The 16,653-nt window shown below is 42.5% G+C and carries 21 protein-coding genes; 8 read left to right on the top strand and 13 right to left on the bottom strand.

Features of this window, described 5'->3' with window-relative positions:
* The first annotated feature begins 107 nt into the window (after positions 1–107).
* The 6 genes from AC5FX4_RS09165 to AC5FX4_RS09140 all read left to right on the top strand — a co-directional run bounded on the left by AC5FX4_RS09165 (position 108) and on the right by AC5FX4_RS09140 (position 3,054).
* Positions 108–365: a helix-turn-helix domain-containing protein gene (locus AC5FX4_RS09165; protein WP_190363934.1), complete on the top strand. Its 258-nt coding sequence runs from the start codon at positions 108–110 to the stop codon at positions 363–365.
* Positions 362–706 carry a hypothetical protein gene (locus AC5FX4_RS09160; RefSeq protein WP_493606118.1) on the top strand — a complete coding sequence of 115 codons (345 nt, stop codon included), beginning with the start codon at positions 362–364 and terminating at the stop codon, positions 704–706. The genes AC5FX4_RS09165 and AC5FX4_RS09160 overlap by 4 nt, the downstream gene beginning before the upstream one ends.
* A gap of 3 nt (positions 707–709) precedes the next feature.
* Positions 710–1,309 (top strand): hypothetical protein, encoded by a 600-nt coding sequence (locus tag AC5FX4_RS09155; RefSeq protein WP_493606117.1) that lies wholly within the window; start codon positions 710–712, stop codon positions 1,307–1,309.
* Between the two features lie 32 nt (positions 1,310–1,341).
* A complete protein-coding gene (locus AC5FX4_RS09150; RefSeq protein WP_493606116.1) occupies positions 1,342–2,157 on the top strand; it encodes a helix-turn-helix domain-containing protein in 816 nt (271 codons plus the stop codon).
* Between the two features lie 206 nt (positions 2,158–2,363).
* Positions 2,364–2,732, top strand: a complete 369-nt coding sequence (locus tag AC5FX4_RS09145) for a hypothetical protein (RefSeq protein WP_493606115.1) — start codon at positions 2,364–2,366, stop codon at positions 2,730–2,732.
* Between the two features lie 10 nt (positions 2,733–2,742).
* A complete protein-coding gene (locus AC5FX4_RS09140; protein WP_493606114.1) occupies positions 2,743–3,054 on the top strand; it encodes a helix-turn-helix transcriptional regulator in 312 nt (103 codons plus the stop codon).
* Positions 3,055–3,170: 116 nt separating this feature from the next.
* Here AC5FX4_RS09140 and AC5FX4_RS09135 read toward each other — a convergent pair whose 3' ends face one another.
* The 6 genes from AC5FX4_RS09135 to AC5FX4_RS09110 form a co-directional block, all read right to left on the bottom strand.
* Positions 3,171–3,497: a YbaB/EbfC family nucleoid-associated protein gene (locus AC5FX4_RS09135; RefSeq protein ID WP_493606113.1), complete on the bottom strand. Its 327-nt coding sequence runs from the start codon at positions 3,495–3,497 to the stop codon at positions 3,171–3,173.
* A 57-nt stretch (positions 3,498–3,554) separates the two neighbouring features.
* On the bottom strand, positions 3,555–5,813 hold the full coding sequence (gene dnaX, locus AC5FX4_RS09130; protein WP_493606112.1) for a DNA polymerase III subunit gamma/tau: 2,259 nt from the start codon (positions 5,811–5,813) through the stop codon (positions 3,555–3,557).
* A gap of 1 nt (position 5,814) precedes the next feature.
* On the bottom strand, positions 5,815–6,360 hold the full coding sequence (gene apt / locus AC5FX4_RS09125) for an adenine phosphoribosyltransferase (RefSeq protein ID WP_493606111.1): 546 nt from the start codon (positions 6,358–6,360) through the stop codon (positions 5,815–5,817).
* Between the two features lie 352 nt (positions 6,361–6,712).
* Entirely contained in the window at positions 6,713–7,459 is a 747-nt protein-coding gene (locus tag AC5FX4_RS09120; protein WP_493606110.1) for an HvfC family RiPP maturation protein, read from the bottom strand.
* On the bottom strand, positions 7,459–8,301 hold the full coding sequence (locus AC5FX4_RS09115; RefSeq protein ID WP_493606109.1) for an HvfB family MNIO-type RiPP peptide maturase: 843 nt from the start codon (positions 8,299–8,301) through the stop codon (positions 7,459–7,461). Before AC5FX4_RS09115 ends, AC5FX4_RS09120 begins: the two co-directional genes overlap by 1 nt.
* 58 nt (positions 8,302–8,359) lie before the next feature.
* Positions 8,360–8,845, bottom strand: a complete 486-nt coding sequence (locus AC5FX4_RS09110; RefSeq protein WP_493606108.1) for an HvfA family oxazolone/thioamide-modified RiPP metallophore — start codon at positions 8,843–8,845, stop codon at positions 8,360–8,362.
* A gap of 154 nt (positions 8,846–8,999) precedes the next feature.
* Here AC5FX4_RS09110 and AC5FX4_RS09105 point away from each other — a divergent pair, with 154 nt between their 5' ends.
* Entirely contained in the window at positions 9,000–9,986 is a 987-nt protein-coding gene (locus AC5FX4_RS09105) for a tRNA-dihydrouridine synthase (RefSeq protein WP_493606107.1), read from the top strand.
* A gap of 36 nt (positions 9,987–10,022) precedes the next feature.
* Positions 10,023–10,382 (top strand): conjugal transfer protein TraR, encoded by a 360-nt coding sequence (locus AC5FX4_RS09100; protein ID WP_493606106.1) that lies wholly within the window; start codon positions 10,023–10,025, stop codon positions 10,380–10,382.
* Here the strand turns inward: AC5FX4_RS09100 and AC5FX4_RS09095 are convergent.
* From AC5FX4_RS09095 to AC5FX4_RS09065, 7 genes are read right to left on the bottom strand one after another with little or no spacing between them, the layout of a single operon-like run.
* Positions 10,379–11,401 (bottom strand): hypothetical protein, encoded by a 1,023-nt coding sequence (locus tag AC5FX4_RS09095; protein ID WP_493606105.1) that lies wholly within the window; start codon positions 11,399–11,401, stop codon positions 10,379–10,381. The genes AC5FX4_RS09100 and AC5FX4_RS09095 overlap by 4 nt on opposite strands.
* A 51-nt stretch (positions 11,402–11,452) precedes the next feature.
* Positions 11,453–12,712 carry a tetratricopeptide repeat protein gene (locus AC5FX4_RS09090; RefSeq protein WP_493606104.1) on the bottom strand — a complete coding sequence of 420 codons (1,260 nt, stop codon included), beginning with the start codon at positions 12,710–12,712 and terminating at the stop codon, positions 11,453–11,455.
* An 11-nt stretch (positions 12,713–12,723) separates the two neighbouring features.
* Entirely contained in the window at positions 12,724–13,338 is a 615-nt protein-coding gene (locus AC5FX4_RS09085) for an energy transducer TonB (protein ID WP_493606103.1), read from the bottom strand.
* Positions 13,338–13,742 (bottom strand): ExbD/TolR family protein, encoded by a 405-nt coding sequence (locus AC5FX4_RS09080; RefSeq protein WP_493606102.1) that lies wholly within the window; start codon positions 13,740–13,742, stop codon positions 13,338–13,340. Before AC5FX4_RS09080 ends, AC5FX4_RS09085 begins: the two co-directional genes overlap by 1 nt.
* Before the next feature lie 14 nt (positions 13,743–13,756).
* Positions 13,757–14,281, bottom strand: a complete 525-nt coding sequence (locus AC5FX4_RS09075; RefSeq protein ID WP_493606101.1) for a MotA/TolQ/ExbB proton channel family protein — start codon at positions 14,279–14,281, stop codon at positions 13,757–13,759.
* Positions 14,281–15,645 (bottom strand): MotA/TolQ/ExbB proton channel family protein, encoded by a 1,365-nt coding sequence (locus AC5FX4_RS09070; RefSeq protein ID WP_493606100.1) that lies wholly within the window; start codon positions 15,643–15,645, stop codon positions 14,281–14,283. Before AC5FX4_RS09070 ends, AC5FX4_RS09075 begins: the two co-directional genes overlap by 1 nt.
* Positions 15,646–15,651: 6 nt before the next feature.
* Complete coding sequence (locus AC5FX4_RS09065; protein ID WP_493606099.1) at positions 15,652–16,422, bottom strand: DUF3450 domain-containing protein; 771 nt, start codon at positions 16,420–16,422, stop codon at positions 15,652–15,654.
* Positions 16,423–16,653 lie beyond the last annotated feature (231 nt).

The following is a 16,653-nucleotide window of genomic DNA, read 5'->3' as shown; positions in this document are numbered from 1 at the left end:
AGCATTGACAACGTTGACATGTCCTTCTCGTTTTAACATCTGCACTTCGTTGTTAACATTATGTATATCTGTAGAAAAATCTCCCCAACAATAAAAAGGATACGGATGTGATAGAGGGTGATGATTTAAAAGCCATGCGAGTCAATGCAGGAATATCCCAAGACGCAATGGCCAAAAAGCTAAAGTGTGACAGAAAAACCATCATAAATTACGAATTAGGTGTGAGTGATATTCGTTCAAAACAGCTTTTTTTGTGGTTTTTATATTGTAAGATAGATGCTGGATCGTTATTAAACGAAATAAAACAGATCCGCGACATCACCAACAGTAAAGAAAAACCCAACTTACAGGATGAAGAACCATGAACAAATTTAGCCTACACCGTGTGTTTAGCTCTATGAATTTATTTATAAAGGCAAATGGAAAGCAAAAGGAAATCGCAAAAAGGGAGTGTGGTTTGGTGTATGGTGGCGCTTTGGCTATTAAGCCTCCTAGAGCTGAAGAAAATGTATCAATACGCTCTCTTCCTAGCAATACTTATGCTTTTGTATTTGGGGGCACTTCTATAAAGCGACCAAGAAACAAAAAACCTATATGCAAGCTTTCTATTAATAACTGCGCTTTAGTGTCTGGTGGCTTACCGATAAAACCTCCTAGAGAAATGATTGCCGGTGCCTGTGCTTTTCCATTATTTCATCAAGGATAGATAATGAAACTTTCAAACTTAATCTTGCTCAGTATTGTATCGATTGCAATATTTTACATACAGCTTTGGGATCATCGCATAGTTATCCCACTTTATTTTTGCTTACTTGCTATTTGTGTCGCCTATGGGACATATACAAATAACCCCAACATGGCTCATATTGCAGGCTTCATTTTTTTCACATACGGTGTAAATTACTTTGTTTTTAAGGCTGGCTTCATAAATTATTTAACACCTGATAACAATAAACTTCTGCAAGGTACACTTATTTACGGTACCCATTTACTGTTTAGTCTAATGCTTGTTCTTGTTTTAATTTTTAGAGTGCAACTATCCAGGCTAATTTCCAAATCAGAAAATATTAAGCTAACGCACTTTGATGGCGTTTTTCATTGGATATATATCTACACATCAATCGTCTACTTATTGGCTTTGCTGGAAAACGTAGCTTGGTCCTATTTTGAGTTGAAATCTTGGACACTCATCTACGACAACTTTGAAGGGCTTATATATATTGCGTGGGCTGTATGCTGCGGCGCATTACTCACCATGATGATTGTTGAAGCCAAAACAAACCATTCAGATAAAGCTAATGCGCTTTAATAAGCGCTTTAGCGTATGACTGAGCAGAATACATGATTGACGGTGATGATTTAAAAGCGGTACGAGTACGCGCCAATATCACGCAACAAATGATGGCGCGAAAACTCAATGTGGATAGAAAAACCATCATAAATTATGAGTTGGGTGTAAGTGATATTCCCGCTAAAAAGCTTTTTCGCTGGTTACAATACTGCAAGTTAGACTTGGCCGTGCTGTTTAGTCAAATTAAGACCATACGTGAAGAAGCAAATAGCAATGGTAAAGCCAAGTTACTCGATATTGTGACCGTTGCATTTATTTTTAGTCAACTTTGGAACGCTAGTACAGTGACCTACATGTATTTATTGCTATTGGGTGGAACCATAGCGGTGAGTACATACACAAAAAACATCAATATGGCACATATATCAGGCTTTATATTGGTGATGACAGGCCTTTCTACCATCATTTTTGAGACAGGTTTAATCAATGTAGTAACACCTGAAGAAAATGCATTACTACAAAGTTCGTTGATCTATGGTACACAGCTGCTACTTAGCCTATTAACGGTTCTAGTACTTATTTTTAGAGTACAACTGTCACGTCTCATATCAACATCAAACCAGATAAAGCACACTCACTATGATGGCATTTTTCATTGGATTTACCTTTATATGGCAACAATTTATCTTCTAGCCTTTACCGAAGATATAGCGTTTATTGTCTTTGACATGACATCTTGGACCCTCATTTATGATAACTTTGAGGCACTAATCTATCTAGCATGGGCACTTTGCTGTGGTGCTTTACTCACCATGATGATTGTTGAAGCAAAGTCGAACCGTTCAGATGAAGCTAGCGCGCTGTAAATTTGCGACTGAAAAGCATCGGCTGGTCGCAATAGCTACCAGCTAAAATCCATTGTCACCACTTTCTAATTCCCTCTCTTTCTTTATTTTCAGTGCTTTAAAACCTGTTCCTACAAATTTATTCGCTTATTTTTTACCGTGTGGAGATTTTTTCACACCATTCTAACCATAATGCTAACTTATCGTAACCAATTAGAGAGAGCACTATGGATGGTATCAACTTACTAAACGGCATAAATGGCACGGTGAAACCAGTGAATGGTTTTAAAAATATTTACATCTATCAAAAGTACAAGCAGGCTGTTTATATTAAACATGTATTTGCTAATAAACTCGCAAGCAACCTAAAACCCAATATGACTGCGCAAGACATTGATTTAATACGTCAACTTGATACGCTTCATCTTCGCTGCTACGTATTGGTACATATAAAAAGCCATAACAGTAAGCAATATGACCTAGCGCTCTTTTTAGATGATTATGAGGCGATACAGGGAGTATCTAGCGAAGTTGTGCAACACAGGGCGATGCCACTTAAACAAGCCGTTCACTTGATCAACACCATTTTGCTTTAAGGAGACGGCGATGAAACACAATACCACTCGCAGACAAGCGGTTGTTACGCAGTTTAAGAATGAGCTGCAAATCATGATACGCAAGCTCAGAAAAGAGCGTGGACTCACACAAAAACAACTCGGGGCTTTACTTGGTGTTGATCAAGCCACTATCAGTAATTTTGAAAGCGGCAAAACGGTTATGAACCTAGTCCAAGCCTATGAAATATATTTGATATTTGGCCGTAATCTGACAAGCTTGCCAGCCTCTAGTGCGACGATTGAAGCTACCCAACTAAAAGAGCAGCAACAAAACTACAGCGCTCAACACACATATTATTAATATGCTAATTCGCTTAATATCCCGTCACAAGCTATAAATTCGCCCCTGATATGGGAAACTGCAAACAAAAAAATAGCGCCATTAGGCGCTATCTTAAAACTCGTTTTATCTAAAACTTAGAACGGCATTTTGAAGCCTGGTGGTAATTGCATACCGCCAGTGATAGCTGCCATTTTCTTTTCAGACTCTTCAGCAACGCGGCGTACTGCGTCGTTTACCGCGGCTGCCAGTAGGTCTTCAATCATGTCTTTGTCGTCTTCCATTAAGCTTTCGTCAATTTCAACACGACGTACGTTGTGGCTACCAAGCATGGTTACTTTCACAAGGCCTGCACCTGCTTCGCCAGTTACTTCTAGGTTTTTAATGTCTTCTTGGGCTTTTTGCATGCGCTCTTGCATTTGCTGCGCTTGCTTCATCATGTTACCCATTCCACCTTTAAACATAATATGCTCTCTTACATCAATTCAATTGGGCTAAAAGATAAGGGCTATTGTACTTGATTACAATGCCTGAACGGTATTTTCATCCACCGTTGCGTCAAATTCTTCTACAAACTGTACCACGTTTGTGTCTTGATTAATTACATCTACCGCCTGCTGATAACGGTCAGCGTCGATTTTTTGCTGTATTAAATACGGTGAGTCAATTACACCCGGTGCAAAACTTATGTCGAGTTGCACTTCGTAACCGTATATCTCGCACAAAGAGGCAGTGAGCCTTTGGCGTAGCATTGGGCTGTCTAAGTGTTGTTGACTTTGATCCACTTCCAATTTAAATGTGTGACCGTCTTTGCTAAAAATGGAGTGCAGCGCAAATTGACGCATGCGACCACCTAACCCCATACGTTTAATTAAGTGCGCCCATTCGTCTTGCTGATGGGCAAATTTGATATCGCTGATCGGGCTACTAAAATCTTCCGGCACGGGAATATTGGGCGCTTGTGGTTCAACGTCTTTGCTTGGCGTTGACGGCGCGATCTGCTCCAATAATTCTGGTGCTAAGTTTTCTTGTTTGGTTTTATGGCGCTCTTTAAAGTCGACCTTTTTTTTAGTCGACGGAGTTGTCTGGCTTGCTGGCGCTTGTTGCGCCTGAGGCTTTTTTGCCTCATCACCCTGCCCTTGCATTAGCTGCCCAGCGCCCGATATTTTGCGATTTTGCAAAATACGCGCAATGGCAGATTGTGCTTGTTTTTCTTTGTCAGCAATGTTGGCCGATTGTGGCTGACTTTGCTCGGCTGGTGCTTGCGGTGCTTGCGGTGCTTGCGGTGCTTGCGGTGCTTGCGGTGCTTGCGGTGCTTGCGGTGCTTGCGGCACAAAACCTTGCTCGCTTGCTTGTGTCAATACCTGTTCGTATTGCTCTGCAAATATGGTTTCTTGCTGCTCATCTGCAAAGTCGTTTTGAGCATGCTGGGCTTGGGCGTCATCTAATTGTGGCTGCAACTGCTCGTTTGCTGGCGCTTGCTGCTGCAGCTGAGCCTCATTTTGAGCAACCATGCGTTGTTCTTGTGGCGACTGTGTTGGCTGCGGCATTTGTTGCACTGGCAGGCTTGATGCTGGCGCATTCGTAATGCTGCTGGTTTGGTTCGATTTATTTAATAACGCCCTTAATCCATCAACCTTTTTGCTAGGTGGCTGTGCTGGTGTGGATTGAGCCGTTGGTGCATTGGCTTGTAAATTGATTTTTTCAAACGCCAATAAGCGCAGCATGAGCATTTCAAAACCCAGTTTTTGCTCTGGCGCCCATTGTAAGTCGCGCTTGCCATTGAGCAACAACTGATAGTACAGCTGTACTTTTTCCGCCCCTATTTGTTCGGCCAGCATAGCCACATCTTGCGGGTCAAAATCACTGAGCCGCGCCGCTTGAGGCACCAATTGCGCAAGCTGCATTGCATGGGTCAGCGCAATTAAGTCATCTAACACACTGACAAAGTTGCCATTTTGCGTGGCGATATTATCAATACTTTGCAATAAGCTATCGGGCTCTTGGCAAATTATGGCTGATAACAAGCGCACAGCATGGGCGCTGTCCATGAGGCCTAACATTTGCTGAATAGCGGTCAACGAAAGCGCGCCATTGGTTTGCGCAATGGCTTGATCGGTCAAGCTTAACGCATCACGCATACTGCCATCCGCCGCTTTTGCTAAGGCTTGTAGCGCCTGCGGCTCAAAACTGACTTGCTCTTGCGGCAAAATGTCACTGAGCTGCGTAATGATCTCATTTTGCGACATGGCATTGAGATTAAACTGTAAGCAGCGAGATAAAATGGTAACAGGCAGTTTTTGCGGATCAGTGGTGGCGAGTAAAAATTTAACATGCAGTGGCGGCTCTTCAAGGGTTTTAAGCAAAGCGTTAAAGCTGTGCTTTGACAACATATGCACCTCATCGATGAGATACACCTTGTATCGACCCCGCGTAGGCGCGTACTGCACGTTATCTAAAATTTCTCGGGTGTCTTCTACCTTAGTACGAGATGCGGCATCAATCTCGATAAGGTCAATAAATTTGCCTGCTTCTATGTCCTGACAACTACTACACTGTCCACAGGGCGTTGAGGTAATGCCTTGATCGCAATTTAAACTTTTGGCAAAAATACGGGCGATGGTGGTTTTACCAACGCCCCGAGTTCCAGTGAACAAGTATGCGTGATGCAATCTCTGTTCATTCAATGCGTTGACTAACGCTTGCTTTACATGCTGCTGGCCAACTAATTGATGAAAAGTTTGCGGACGCCACTTTCTCGCTAGAACTTGATAACTCATATTATTCGCCTTCGAACTCTACGAGTTTCAGTACGTTAATACCCATATCAACGATACGCTTTTCGCCACCTAATTCAGGCAGAGAAACTACGAATGCAGCGTCAGTTGCATTACCGCCAAGGCGTTTAACTAGGTTTGCTGTAGCTTCGATGGTACCGCCTGTTGCGAGTAGATCATCAACCAATAGTACTTTATCGCCTTCTACAATTGCATCTGAGTGAAGCTCAAGTGTGTCTTCACCGTACTCTAATTGATAAGACTGTGAAATTACTTCTCTAGGCAGTTTGCCTGGCTTTCGTACAGGAATAAAAGGAATGCCTAATGCGTAAGACAGTGGCGCACCAAAAATAAAGCCGCGAGATTCAGTACCAATGATTTTGGTAAAACCTTTGTCTTTATATGCAGCTACAAAGCTGTCGATGGTGGCCTTAAACGCTTCTGGATTAGCCATTAGGGTTGTTACGTCGCGGAACATGATGCCCGGTTTTGGGTAGTTCTCAATAGTAACAATACTTTCTTTTATCTTTAACGAATTAACTTGTGTCATTTTGGCACGCTTTGTTAAATAAACTTTCAAAGAAGCTGATTATAACAAGAATGACCAAACATGGAACGGTAGGGAGTGGGATTATGCACGAAAGTGCTCAGAGCGTTGCTAAAATGTACAAAAAAGGCTGCATATGCAGCCCATTACAATCAAGATTAAGCTTATGCAAGTGCAGTTGCCCAACCTAAAATTGCATTTAGGCACCCAATACCAGCAAAAACAGCTAGAAACGCGATAAAGTAAGTTGCGTTGAACGGGTCTTTAAATTCACCTTTAGACATAATTACTACCTTCATTATTAGCACGACAAAACGGCGCACATAATAATCGAAATGCCCGAACGGTTAAAGCCCTATTGCGCTTTTTTGGTTGCGATAATACCCAGTTCAACAAATGCAGCCAACGTTTGTTTGGCACCAGCAAATAACTGTTCTTGGCTAAACTGCGGCAACTGTTGGTGAATGTGTGATACGAGTACGCGTAATTGAATATTCGGTTGTTGTTCTATGGTTTGCAACAGCAAAGCGGTCATTGCATTGGATGAAATAAAGGCCACTTCGTCTTCATCATCACGATATACTAAAAAATAGTGTGGCTGCTCACTCATCTGGGTAGGTTGAAAATCTACGGATATTTGGTGTACAGGAAACTGGTAGCTTAAGTTACGCGCGGTATCTCGCAAGTAAAGACCATCTTGCTCTATGTCCATTAACGTATCGTAGTCGTCGGTGCTTTTACACACGGCAACATCTAACTCTACCCACTCATAGTGCGCAAGCTCGAGCATAAAAGGCGGATCAATTTCGGTTGGTTGATATTGCGTCTGCAAATAACTCAGAAACTCTTGGCTTATCTCTAAAAAGTAAGGTGAAGTACAGTCGTGTTGAATAAAAAACTGTCGTACTAACGCGTACCAATTCTCCTCTTTGTACAAGCTTTTTAGAACCGGAAAGGCCGATGAGACAAATCCTTCAATGTTGTTGAAAAAAAGTTCTCTGTACACATTGAGTCGACGATCTTCAATTCCTAGAGGCTGAGGTGCATTTTCTGGGTCGCGAATATGTGCCATAAATGCATTTTGCACTTCAATAAATGACATTATGCTACCCCTTTTATTGATGTCATAAATGGTTTTTGCAATGCCGCTATATGGGCCATTTCGCTTTCAAGTTCATCCGTTGTGGGAATATTAAAATCTCTTTCTAACAAGGTCGGAAATACGCCGTGATGTTGATAGGCGTTACCGAGTAGCTGCCAAACCGGATCGCACACCGGCGCGCCATGCGTATCAACTAATAAATCTTCTGCTTCTTGATAGTGGCCAGCAACATGTCCGTAGGCAATACGTTGGGTTGGCATGGCTTGTAAAAAGCCTTGCGCATCGTAGCCATGATTAACGCTATTAACGTATATGTTGTTCACATCAAGCAGTAAATCGCAGTCTGCTTCTTCTAAAACCGCTAAAGTAAATGCTTGCTCCGTCATCTCTTGACCAGGAGCTGCGTAGTACGACACATTTTCAACCGCTATGCGCTGTTCTAATATATCCTGAACTTGACGTATTCTCTGTGCAACATGCGTCACAGCCTCTTCAGTAAAAGGGATTGGCATTAAGTCATACATGTGACCCGTACCTGAGCAGTAGCTCAAGTGCTCACTATATAACTTGATGTTATGTGTTTTAAAAAACGATTTGAGTTCTTTTACAAAAGCGACGTCTAAGGGCTCGGGTGAGCCTAAAGACAAAGATAAACCATGACAAATAAACGTGTGTTGCTGGGTGAGTTGCTCAAATTGCTTGCCAAACTTGCCCCCCATTCTCATCCAGTTCTCGGGTGCTACCTCAAAAAACTTGGCTTGTGATGGTGGCGAGACTAAAAACTCGTCTAGCATTTCCCTTCTCAACCCTAAACCAACATTACCCAACTCATTTACTTGCATTGTTTACCTCTAAAGCAATGGAGTAGCCACAGGCTACTCCTTAATCAAAAACTAAAAATTAGTGTGAACCACATTTACCTTCGCCACACTTACCTTCTTTTTTAGCTTTTTTGTCGCCGCCACATTTGCCTTCACCGCACTTGCCTTCTTTTTTAGCTTTTTTGTCGCCGCCACATTTACCTTCGCCGCACTTGCCTTCTTTTTTGCCTTTGTGCTCGCCGCCACATTTACCTTCGCCGCACTTACCTTCTTTTTTGCCTTTGTGCTCGCCACCGCATTTACCTTCGCCGCACTTACCTTCTTTTTCAGCTTTTTTCTCTGCGCCGCATTTACCTTCGCCACACTTGCCTTCTTTCTCAGCCTTTTTTTCACCGCCGCATTTGCCTTCACCGCACTTACCTTCACCACCATCTAGTTGGTAACCAGCAGTCATAGCTTCAAACGCAAATGGGTTAGCTTGCGCATCAGTTGCTGTTAAACCAGCGGTACCAACTACGACAGCGCCTAAAGTTAAAGCGATAGAGTTTTTCTTAATTGTATTCATGATGGTTCTCTCTGTTGAAATAAACGATTCTGTGTACAAGACCAAACTTAGCTTAAAAGTATTTCAACAAAAAATAAAAAAAAGCAAATTTCTACTTAGCATCGTCTAGCTGCTCGTTTAAAATGGCGGCCCTTTTGCACATGAGTCGAGCAGTATGAAACTAGTATTAGCCCCAATGGAAGGCGTCGTTGATTTTAAAATGCGCCAGTTATTAACCGATATTGGTGGCTTCGACTTATGCGTAACTGAATTTATTCGCGTCGTTGATTTAACCTTGCCGCGCAGAGTTTTTATGCGCTATTGCCCAGAGCTATTCAACAAGGGCTACACACGTGCAGGCACGCCCGTAAGAATACAACTGCTGGGCCAAGTTCCGCATGTACTTGCAGCTAACGCAAGAAAAGCCGTTATGCTTGGCTCCCACGGTGTAGACCTCAATTTTGGCTGCCCAGCAAAAACGGTCAATAAAAGCAAAGGCGGTGCAGTTTTACTAAAAGAGCCAGAACAAATCTACCAAATTATCAAGGCCGTTCGAGAGGCTGTGCCTGAAGAACACATTGTCAGTGCCAAAATACGCCTAGGCTTTGACGATGATAGCAACAGTAGTGAAATTGTTGATGCCGTACAAAGTGCTGGCGCATCAAGCTTAGCCATTCATGCTCGCACTAAACGCGATGGTTATAAGCCACCTGCGTACTGGGAAAAAATCCCACCTTTATTAGCGCGTTTGACAATACCGGTTGTTGCCAATGGCGAAATTTGGCAAGTTGAAGATGCGCTATTGTGTCAAAAACGAAGCGGATGTGATGATTTGATGTTAGGCCGAGGTGCGCTGGCGATGCCAGATCTGGCAGCCAAAATAAAAGCTAAGGTTCATAACACGCACCATCAAACTCTGAGTTGGGAAAATGTGATTTATCACATACTTCATTCATCGATGCATCAGGACCCGAATGTAAGTGAAAAGTACTTTTCCGCACGTACTAAGCAATGGTTAGGCTATTTAAAACGTGAATACGCACAAGCGCACACCCTCTTTGATGAGATAAAAACTCTAAAGCGCAAAGAAGATGTTGTTAGTGTGCTCGAGAAATATGCAAAATGTCCGACACTTGATTCAAATCATAATAGCGCTCGTTAAAGCTGATGATAATAGACACTCACAGGAGGGGCTATTATGAATTCAGAACAAACAAGAAACTTTCAAGACCGATTGGAAAATGAGCTTTTACAAGCTCGTAACTCATTTTTGACTGAGTTAAAGCATTCTGGTCATCAATTTGCAGATGAACTTGCACAGCAGTTAGAGCAAAGTTCTCCAACTGATTGGTTGGATATCGCTGCAAACCAACTTAATCCACAGCAATTCCCAAATTTTAAGCGCTTATTAAAGCTAGAGGCTGCATTGTGCCAAATTGATATTGGGCAATTTGGCTATTGTTGTGACTGCGAGACACAGCTAGATCTTGAAGCGCTAAAATCAGATCCCACGATCCAGCGGTGTCATCATTGTTACGACAAAAACCACCACGTTTAGATTTTTGGCAATAACGCTAAAATGCTGGCAGGATGTAAAGCAATCCCTTCAATCAGCTCATATGCTTGTTTGTCTGTCAGCTTTAATCTAGATTGTAGCGTCACTTGTGACTGCTTAAGAGACCACCCCTGATAATGCACACCTAAGTCCACCTCCATCAAAGCTAATACTAAAGCTTGCTCTTTCTTGCTTAAGCGCAGCTCACAGTTTGCCAGTGTCGCGGGGACGTTAGTATAGCCATCCAACCAATTAAGACCTTTTTCACGCGCTTTGCAGCGCATTTGCGTCAACGTTAGAGTCAGGTTGTCTCCCTGCTCTATGATGCGAGCAGCTTCTTCACTCGCATCAACAAACTTATCAGTTAAAGACTGCTGGACGGTGTTAAGTAACTCGCTAGGCGAAGTGGCTTTGGTATAATAAAAATTAAGCTTACTTTGGTACCACTCTTTTCCGTTTGGTAACTGATAAAGGCCAATACCATTTCGTGGTTTATAGTTTTGGAGATACGTTAATAGCGAGGTGCTTTTTGGCTTTCCATCAAGATAACTTGTCAGCCTGGATAGCTCAATGCGAGACAGCGCTATTTTACTCTCTTTTGCTTCTTTTAATTTAGCAACCACATCAGCAAGCCAAGCTTCAATCGTTTGATTATCCAAGTTCAGTAGCGCAGCATTTTTGAGCACATCTACGTGTGCAGGCCACATTATGTATCGCTCAGGGTATCGCTCCTGAATTTTTAAATAGTTGAGTTCGTCCAACTGAGCAGCATTGAGTGATGCGGTGTCGATAAGCTCATAGGTTACGTGTCTTTTCTCTAGATACGCTTCAGAGAATGGCATGATGACATGCTTGTTAGTTATTTCTTGCGGTGCAAGTAACTGATTTACTTCTTTTATCGCTGTTTCAGCTGATTGATAGCTAACGGCTGCTGGCGTATTTGCTTTTTCACAGCCTGCTAGATATAAGGTACTCGCGAAACACAGCGCAAGTTTCAGGAAATTTGAACGGTATATTTGCATATTATGAAAATACTGTAGGTAATAAAAAAGCCCCGATTGGGGCTTTTTTTGTTAGATCTTAACGCCTTTGCGTTGTGCTTTGTCCTTAATGAACGTTGCCCAACCACGTGCAAATTTGCGTGTTCTAGGATCCTCTTGAGCTTTAACAATCGCTTGGTACGCTTGCTTATACTTTTCTTGGTATAGGTAAGCTTCAGCTAAGTCAGAGTACGTTGTACCTTCCTTATCTGTACCAAGTTCAAGTGCTTTGTTTAAACGTTCTACCGCAGCACCGAACTTTTGCTCTGTTAATAGTAAGCTACCTGCTTTTCTATAAAGCTCTGCATCGTTATCGAACTTTGCAGCTTCTTCATAGTATTTTGCAGCAGTTACCAAGTGTTTAGCTTGGTGATAATAACTTGCTGTAGCAGTCACATTTTGCTTAGTACGCTCAACTTGACCCGCTTTTAGCGCCTTTTCGAAAACAACGGCTGCTTTATAAGGGATCTCGTTAAGTGAGTAATAGCTGCTCAAAATCTTGTAATGGTTTTCTTTCTCAAAATAGCCTTTGTTATAAGCTACTTCCATGATAGACAAGCCTTTAGAATAATCTTCAACTTGCATGTAGAAAGAACCCAGTTGAGTCCACATTTTTGGATCTTCTGGGAATAGTTTTACAAGTGTCTCTGCAACTTTTACTGCTTCTCTGTACTTCTTAAGTTCAAAGAACGCACCAATTTTAAGCATGTGGTATTGCTTATTTGGCTCTTTATCAAGCTTGATGGCTTTATCCGCTGGCTCTTCAACTTTGTTGTATTGCTTCAGCTCATAATAACCCTGAGCGATACGAGCGTATACTTTTGCATCTTCTTCACCAGTGAAGTCCATCCAATCGCTATACACTTTAATCGCTTCATTAAACTTACTGGTACCCGCATAAAGGTCACCAAGAAGCTTATATAAGTCAGCTTGATCTTTGAAGTTAAGTGCATCAGGAGCAACAGCTAGGCGAATATATTTAATCGCTTCGGCATACTGCTCTTTTTGTGCGTACATGTTACCTAAGTAACGGTTAACTGTTGCTTTATCAAAATCATCAGAAGGATCTAATTCTTTAAGCAATGCGATTGCTTCGTCTATTTTATCCTCATTGTACAAGTCGAAAGCTTTAACCACTTTCTTACCTGTACGCTCACCCATGATTTTGGTTTTGGCGTTCTTACGTTCTTCAATCTTAGCGTAATCCGGCGCTGCCATAGCTGCACTGCTGTAGATAGTGCCAGATAGAGACATAAGTAGCGCAAGAGCTGTTGCTTTTTTAAACTGCGTCATATTTAGCCTCCTTAACCTTGATTGAGTTTAAAGTCTAACTGAACTGTAATACCCTCTTGTTTCTGAGGTTTCCCATCAACAATCTTAGGGCGATATTTCCACTTACGTAATGCTCGAATGGCTTCACGGTTGAAAATACGCTTTGGTTCAGCATCAATAACTTCTACGTCATCAACACCACCCAGCTCATTGATAGTAAATGAAAGCTGTACCCAACCTTCTTTACCGTCACGTGCTGCTTGAACTGGATATTTAGGTTCAATACGTACAATAGGTGTCGCATCACCATCGCGGCCAAACTCACCAGGACCGCTCAAACCACCTGCTGTACCACCTAAGTCGATGCTAGGCATATTAAAGCCAATTGCACCAGCTGCAGGGTTAGCAGTTTCAGGCTGAGGCGGCTGCGGCTTAGGCGGCTGCTTCGGTGGAGGTGGCGGCGGAGGCGGAACACGCTTCCGCTCCTGCACCTCAGATTCAGGTGGATTCGTCAAAATTTCGACCACAATCTGTTCTTTTTCTTCGTTAGCCCTATCAGCTCCTCCGGAGATTAGATAGGACATGAAAAAGAACAAGCCGAAAGTAACTGCCCCACCTGCAATCAGTGAAAACAGAAAACGAATCATTACTTAGCTCCAGCGATTGAAATCTTCAGGCCATCGTCAGTCGCCTTGATTTGGTCCATTACTTTTACAACCACACCGTGCTTAGCGCCTTTATCCGCTTGGATAATAACAGTCTCAGTTGGTTGTTCAGCAAGAATACTCTCAAGGTTCGCACTTACACGCTCAACATCAACTTGACGCTTATCCATCCAAATTTCGCCATTCTCACGAATTGCGATAAAGACGTTAGCATTCTTCGTTTGTTGAGCTTGAGCAGCCTTAGGCTTCTTAACTTCAATACCAGCTTCTTTTACGAAAGAAGTGGTAACGATGAAGAAGATCAACATGATGAATACGATGTCTAGCATCGGCGTCATATCTACTGCTGCTTCTTCCTCTTCACGAAAACGTTGTTTACGTGCCATATTTATATCTCTCTCTAGTGATGTGGCAAGCTGTCAATCAACTGCTCTTTAGCCATTTTCGCTCTTGCTTCAAGGCGAGTGCTAAAGAATACACCTGACAGTGCCGCAACCATTCCTGCCATTGTTGGTATCGTCGCCATTGAGATGCCTGATGCCATCAAACGTGCATTACCAGTACCTTGAGTAGCCATGGTTTCAAATACTGAAATCATACCTGTTACTGTACCTAGTAAGCCGATTAATGGACACATTGCTACCAATGTTTTGATAATCAACATACGCTCATCTAATTTCTCAGACGCTTCAGAAATCCATGCATCGCGGATTCTGTGTGCGTACCAAGACGTGGTGTCTTGGCGGGCGTCCCACTTAGCGACGATATCCTTTTTCATTTTTGGATATTCGGCTAGTAGGAACCAATAGCGCTCAATCATTAAAACCCACATAATAAAGAGTGCTATCGCGACCACGTATAAAACCTGGCCGCCTGTGCCAACAAAATCCCTGATAGATTCCCAGGTCTCCATCAGGACTAGCATTAGGCTTTCTCCTTCTCCGCATGTGCAGCAACGATACCTGCACTTTGCTCGTCAAGGATGTGTAGTACTGATTTACTACGACCTGAAACGATAGCGTGTAATAGGATTAGAGGTAGAGCTGCAATCAGACCTAGAGCTGTTGTTACAAGCGCTAGAGAGATGTTACCAGCCATGATCTTCGGATCACCAGTACCAAATAGTGTGATTGATTCGAAGGTTAAGATCATACCAACAACCGTACCTAGTAGACCTAGTAGTGGTGCAATAGCAGCCAAGATCTTGATGATGTTGATACCTGCTTCGATACGTGGAGTCTCGCGAAGGATAGCTTCATCAAGTTTCAATTCTAGGTTTTCAACGTCTTGGTTCTTGTTGTCATGGTAAACTTTCAAGATACGACCAAGCGGGTTGTTTGTGTTAGGCGTGTTGATGTTTTTGATTTGCGCCTTGATTTTCGCACCAACCAACATTAGGTCAAGGAAACGAACAAGTGCAAGCAATGCACCCACTGCTAATAGTGCAGTGATGATGTAACCAACCGTGTCACCTTGGTGCCAACGTTCTTCAACAGTTGCACGCTGCGTGTTTAGACGCAAGATTGAACCACGAGTTGGGTCAACATAAAACTTAGTGAAAGACCCTGCTGAAGTACCGATTAGTGAATCAACTGTGTCTAACACGTAACCGTCTGGTTGCTTACCAAGCGGTGTGATTGCTTTGTTAGCTGCATCGTAAAGAACATAGCCATCTTTAGTTACAAGGTTGAAGTTACCAACACGAGTAACCTGCTTAACGTTGATTTCACCGCTAAGTTCAGCAACTTGAGCTTCAAAAGTAGATACTTTTGCAGACTCTGTCATTTCAGTTTGGAATGCAATCCAAAGTTCTTCTAGCTCACGAGTAGTCGGTAGCTCTTTTGCAGCAGCAAGAGAACGAAGTACTTCAGCGCGTCCTGGTTTTTCAGCAGAAACAAGTGATGCTTCGATAGAACCGATAGCTTCAGATGCTGAACGACGTACAACACCGAACATCTCACCTAAAGTACCTGTTGCGTTTGCAAGCTCAACTTCTTTCTCAGCAAGTGTGATTTCGTTTTGCTTGAACTCTTTATTCAAACGCTCGCCACGTGCTTTTTCTGCCGCTAGGTCACTTTTTGCTTTGTTAAGAAGCGATTGTTGATTTGCGCGAGAAGAAAGGAACTCTTGCTCACGTTGCTTGTTGATTTTACCTTCAGAAATACGGTTTTGTTTTACTTCTTGTAGGATTTTATCAAGAGCTGCTGTATTTGCGTGTGCATTTAGCGCGGCACCTGCAGAAACAGATAGTGCAGCGGCTACTGCAAAGCCTTTAAATAGTTTCTTCATTTTCACTTACTCCGCGCCAAAGATTGGTAATGCAACTAGATCTGGGGCAGCCTGACCACGTGCAATACGGATCATATCTTTAACAGGCTTAAGGTATTCTTCACCTAATTCATCCCACTGTTTAGCAGTATTGTTCCAAACCCAAGCATGCTTCAGGTCAAAAGACTGAGCAACGTAAGCAACACGACCAAGACGTGCAAAATCAACGTTGATGTTTTTGCCATTGATTTCTAGAGAGCCTTGTGACGCAGCCATTACTGAGCTGTAATCAGTCTCAATAGTGTATGCTTCAAGCACTTGGCGGAATTTTTCTGAAGTAGTTACTTTAGAATTTGAAAGTAAGTCACGTAGTTTCTCTACGCGGCCCATACGTGTTTCGGTCTCAAACGGAACGTCCGCTTTGATGAATTGCTCAAGCGTATCGATCATGCGATACATCAAAGGCACAACGTCCTGTTTTGTCTTTTCGATTGTTCCGATTTGGCGATCGAATGACTCGATACCAGCTCTTTGGTCAGCGACCAAACGAGCAACGTGGTCGTTATAAACTTTTAGCAGTTCAGTTTCGTCAACAACGCTGCGGTATTCGCCGATCATCTCTTGCGTTTGACCGAAGATGTTGTCGATTTTTTCTTGAGACTTTTTAGCAGCCTTTTGAGTTTGTTGACCTACTTTTTGTACGTCGTTCAAAGGATCTGCAATCACATTGCTGCTTGCAAATGCTGTTGCGCCAAGAAGCGCAGTAGCTACAAGACTCTTTCTGATTTTAACAGACATAGTTCCCAACCAATTAAGTAATGTTACTTTTATAATTTTATCACCCCTTTAAGGGGCAACCCTGATATCTTTTAGCAGATACCAACTGTCCAATAATGCTAAATGCAAGTCGATGTGTCAACTTCACTATCAAAACAAATTTATGAAGCTAAAAAAAATAAACTCGATACAAAACAAAAAATTAACATGATTTTTTAACCTCCCTCTCTATAGCCTTTGATAATAAAGAAC

Source organism: Pseudoalteromonas sp. ATL1, assembly GCF_058933015.1.
The sequence above is the reverse complement of the archived record's forward strand: the minus strand, read 5'-3'. Positions and strand labels throughout refer to the sequence as shown.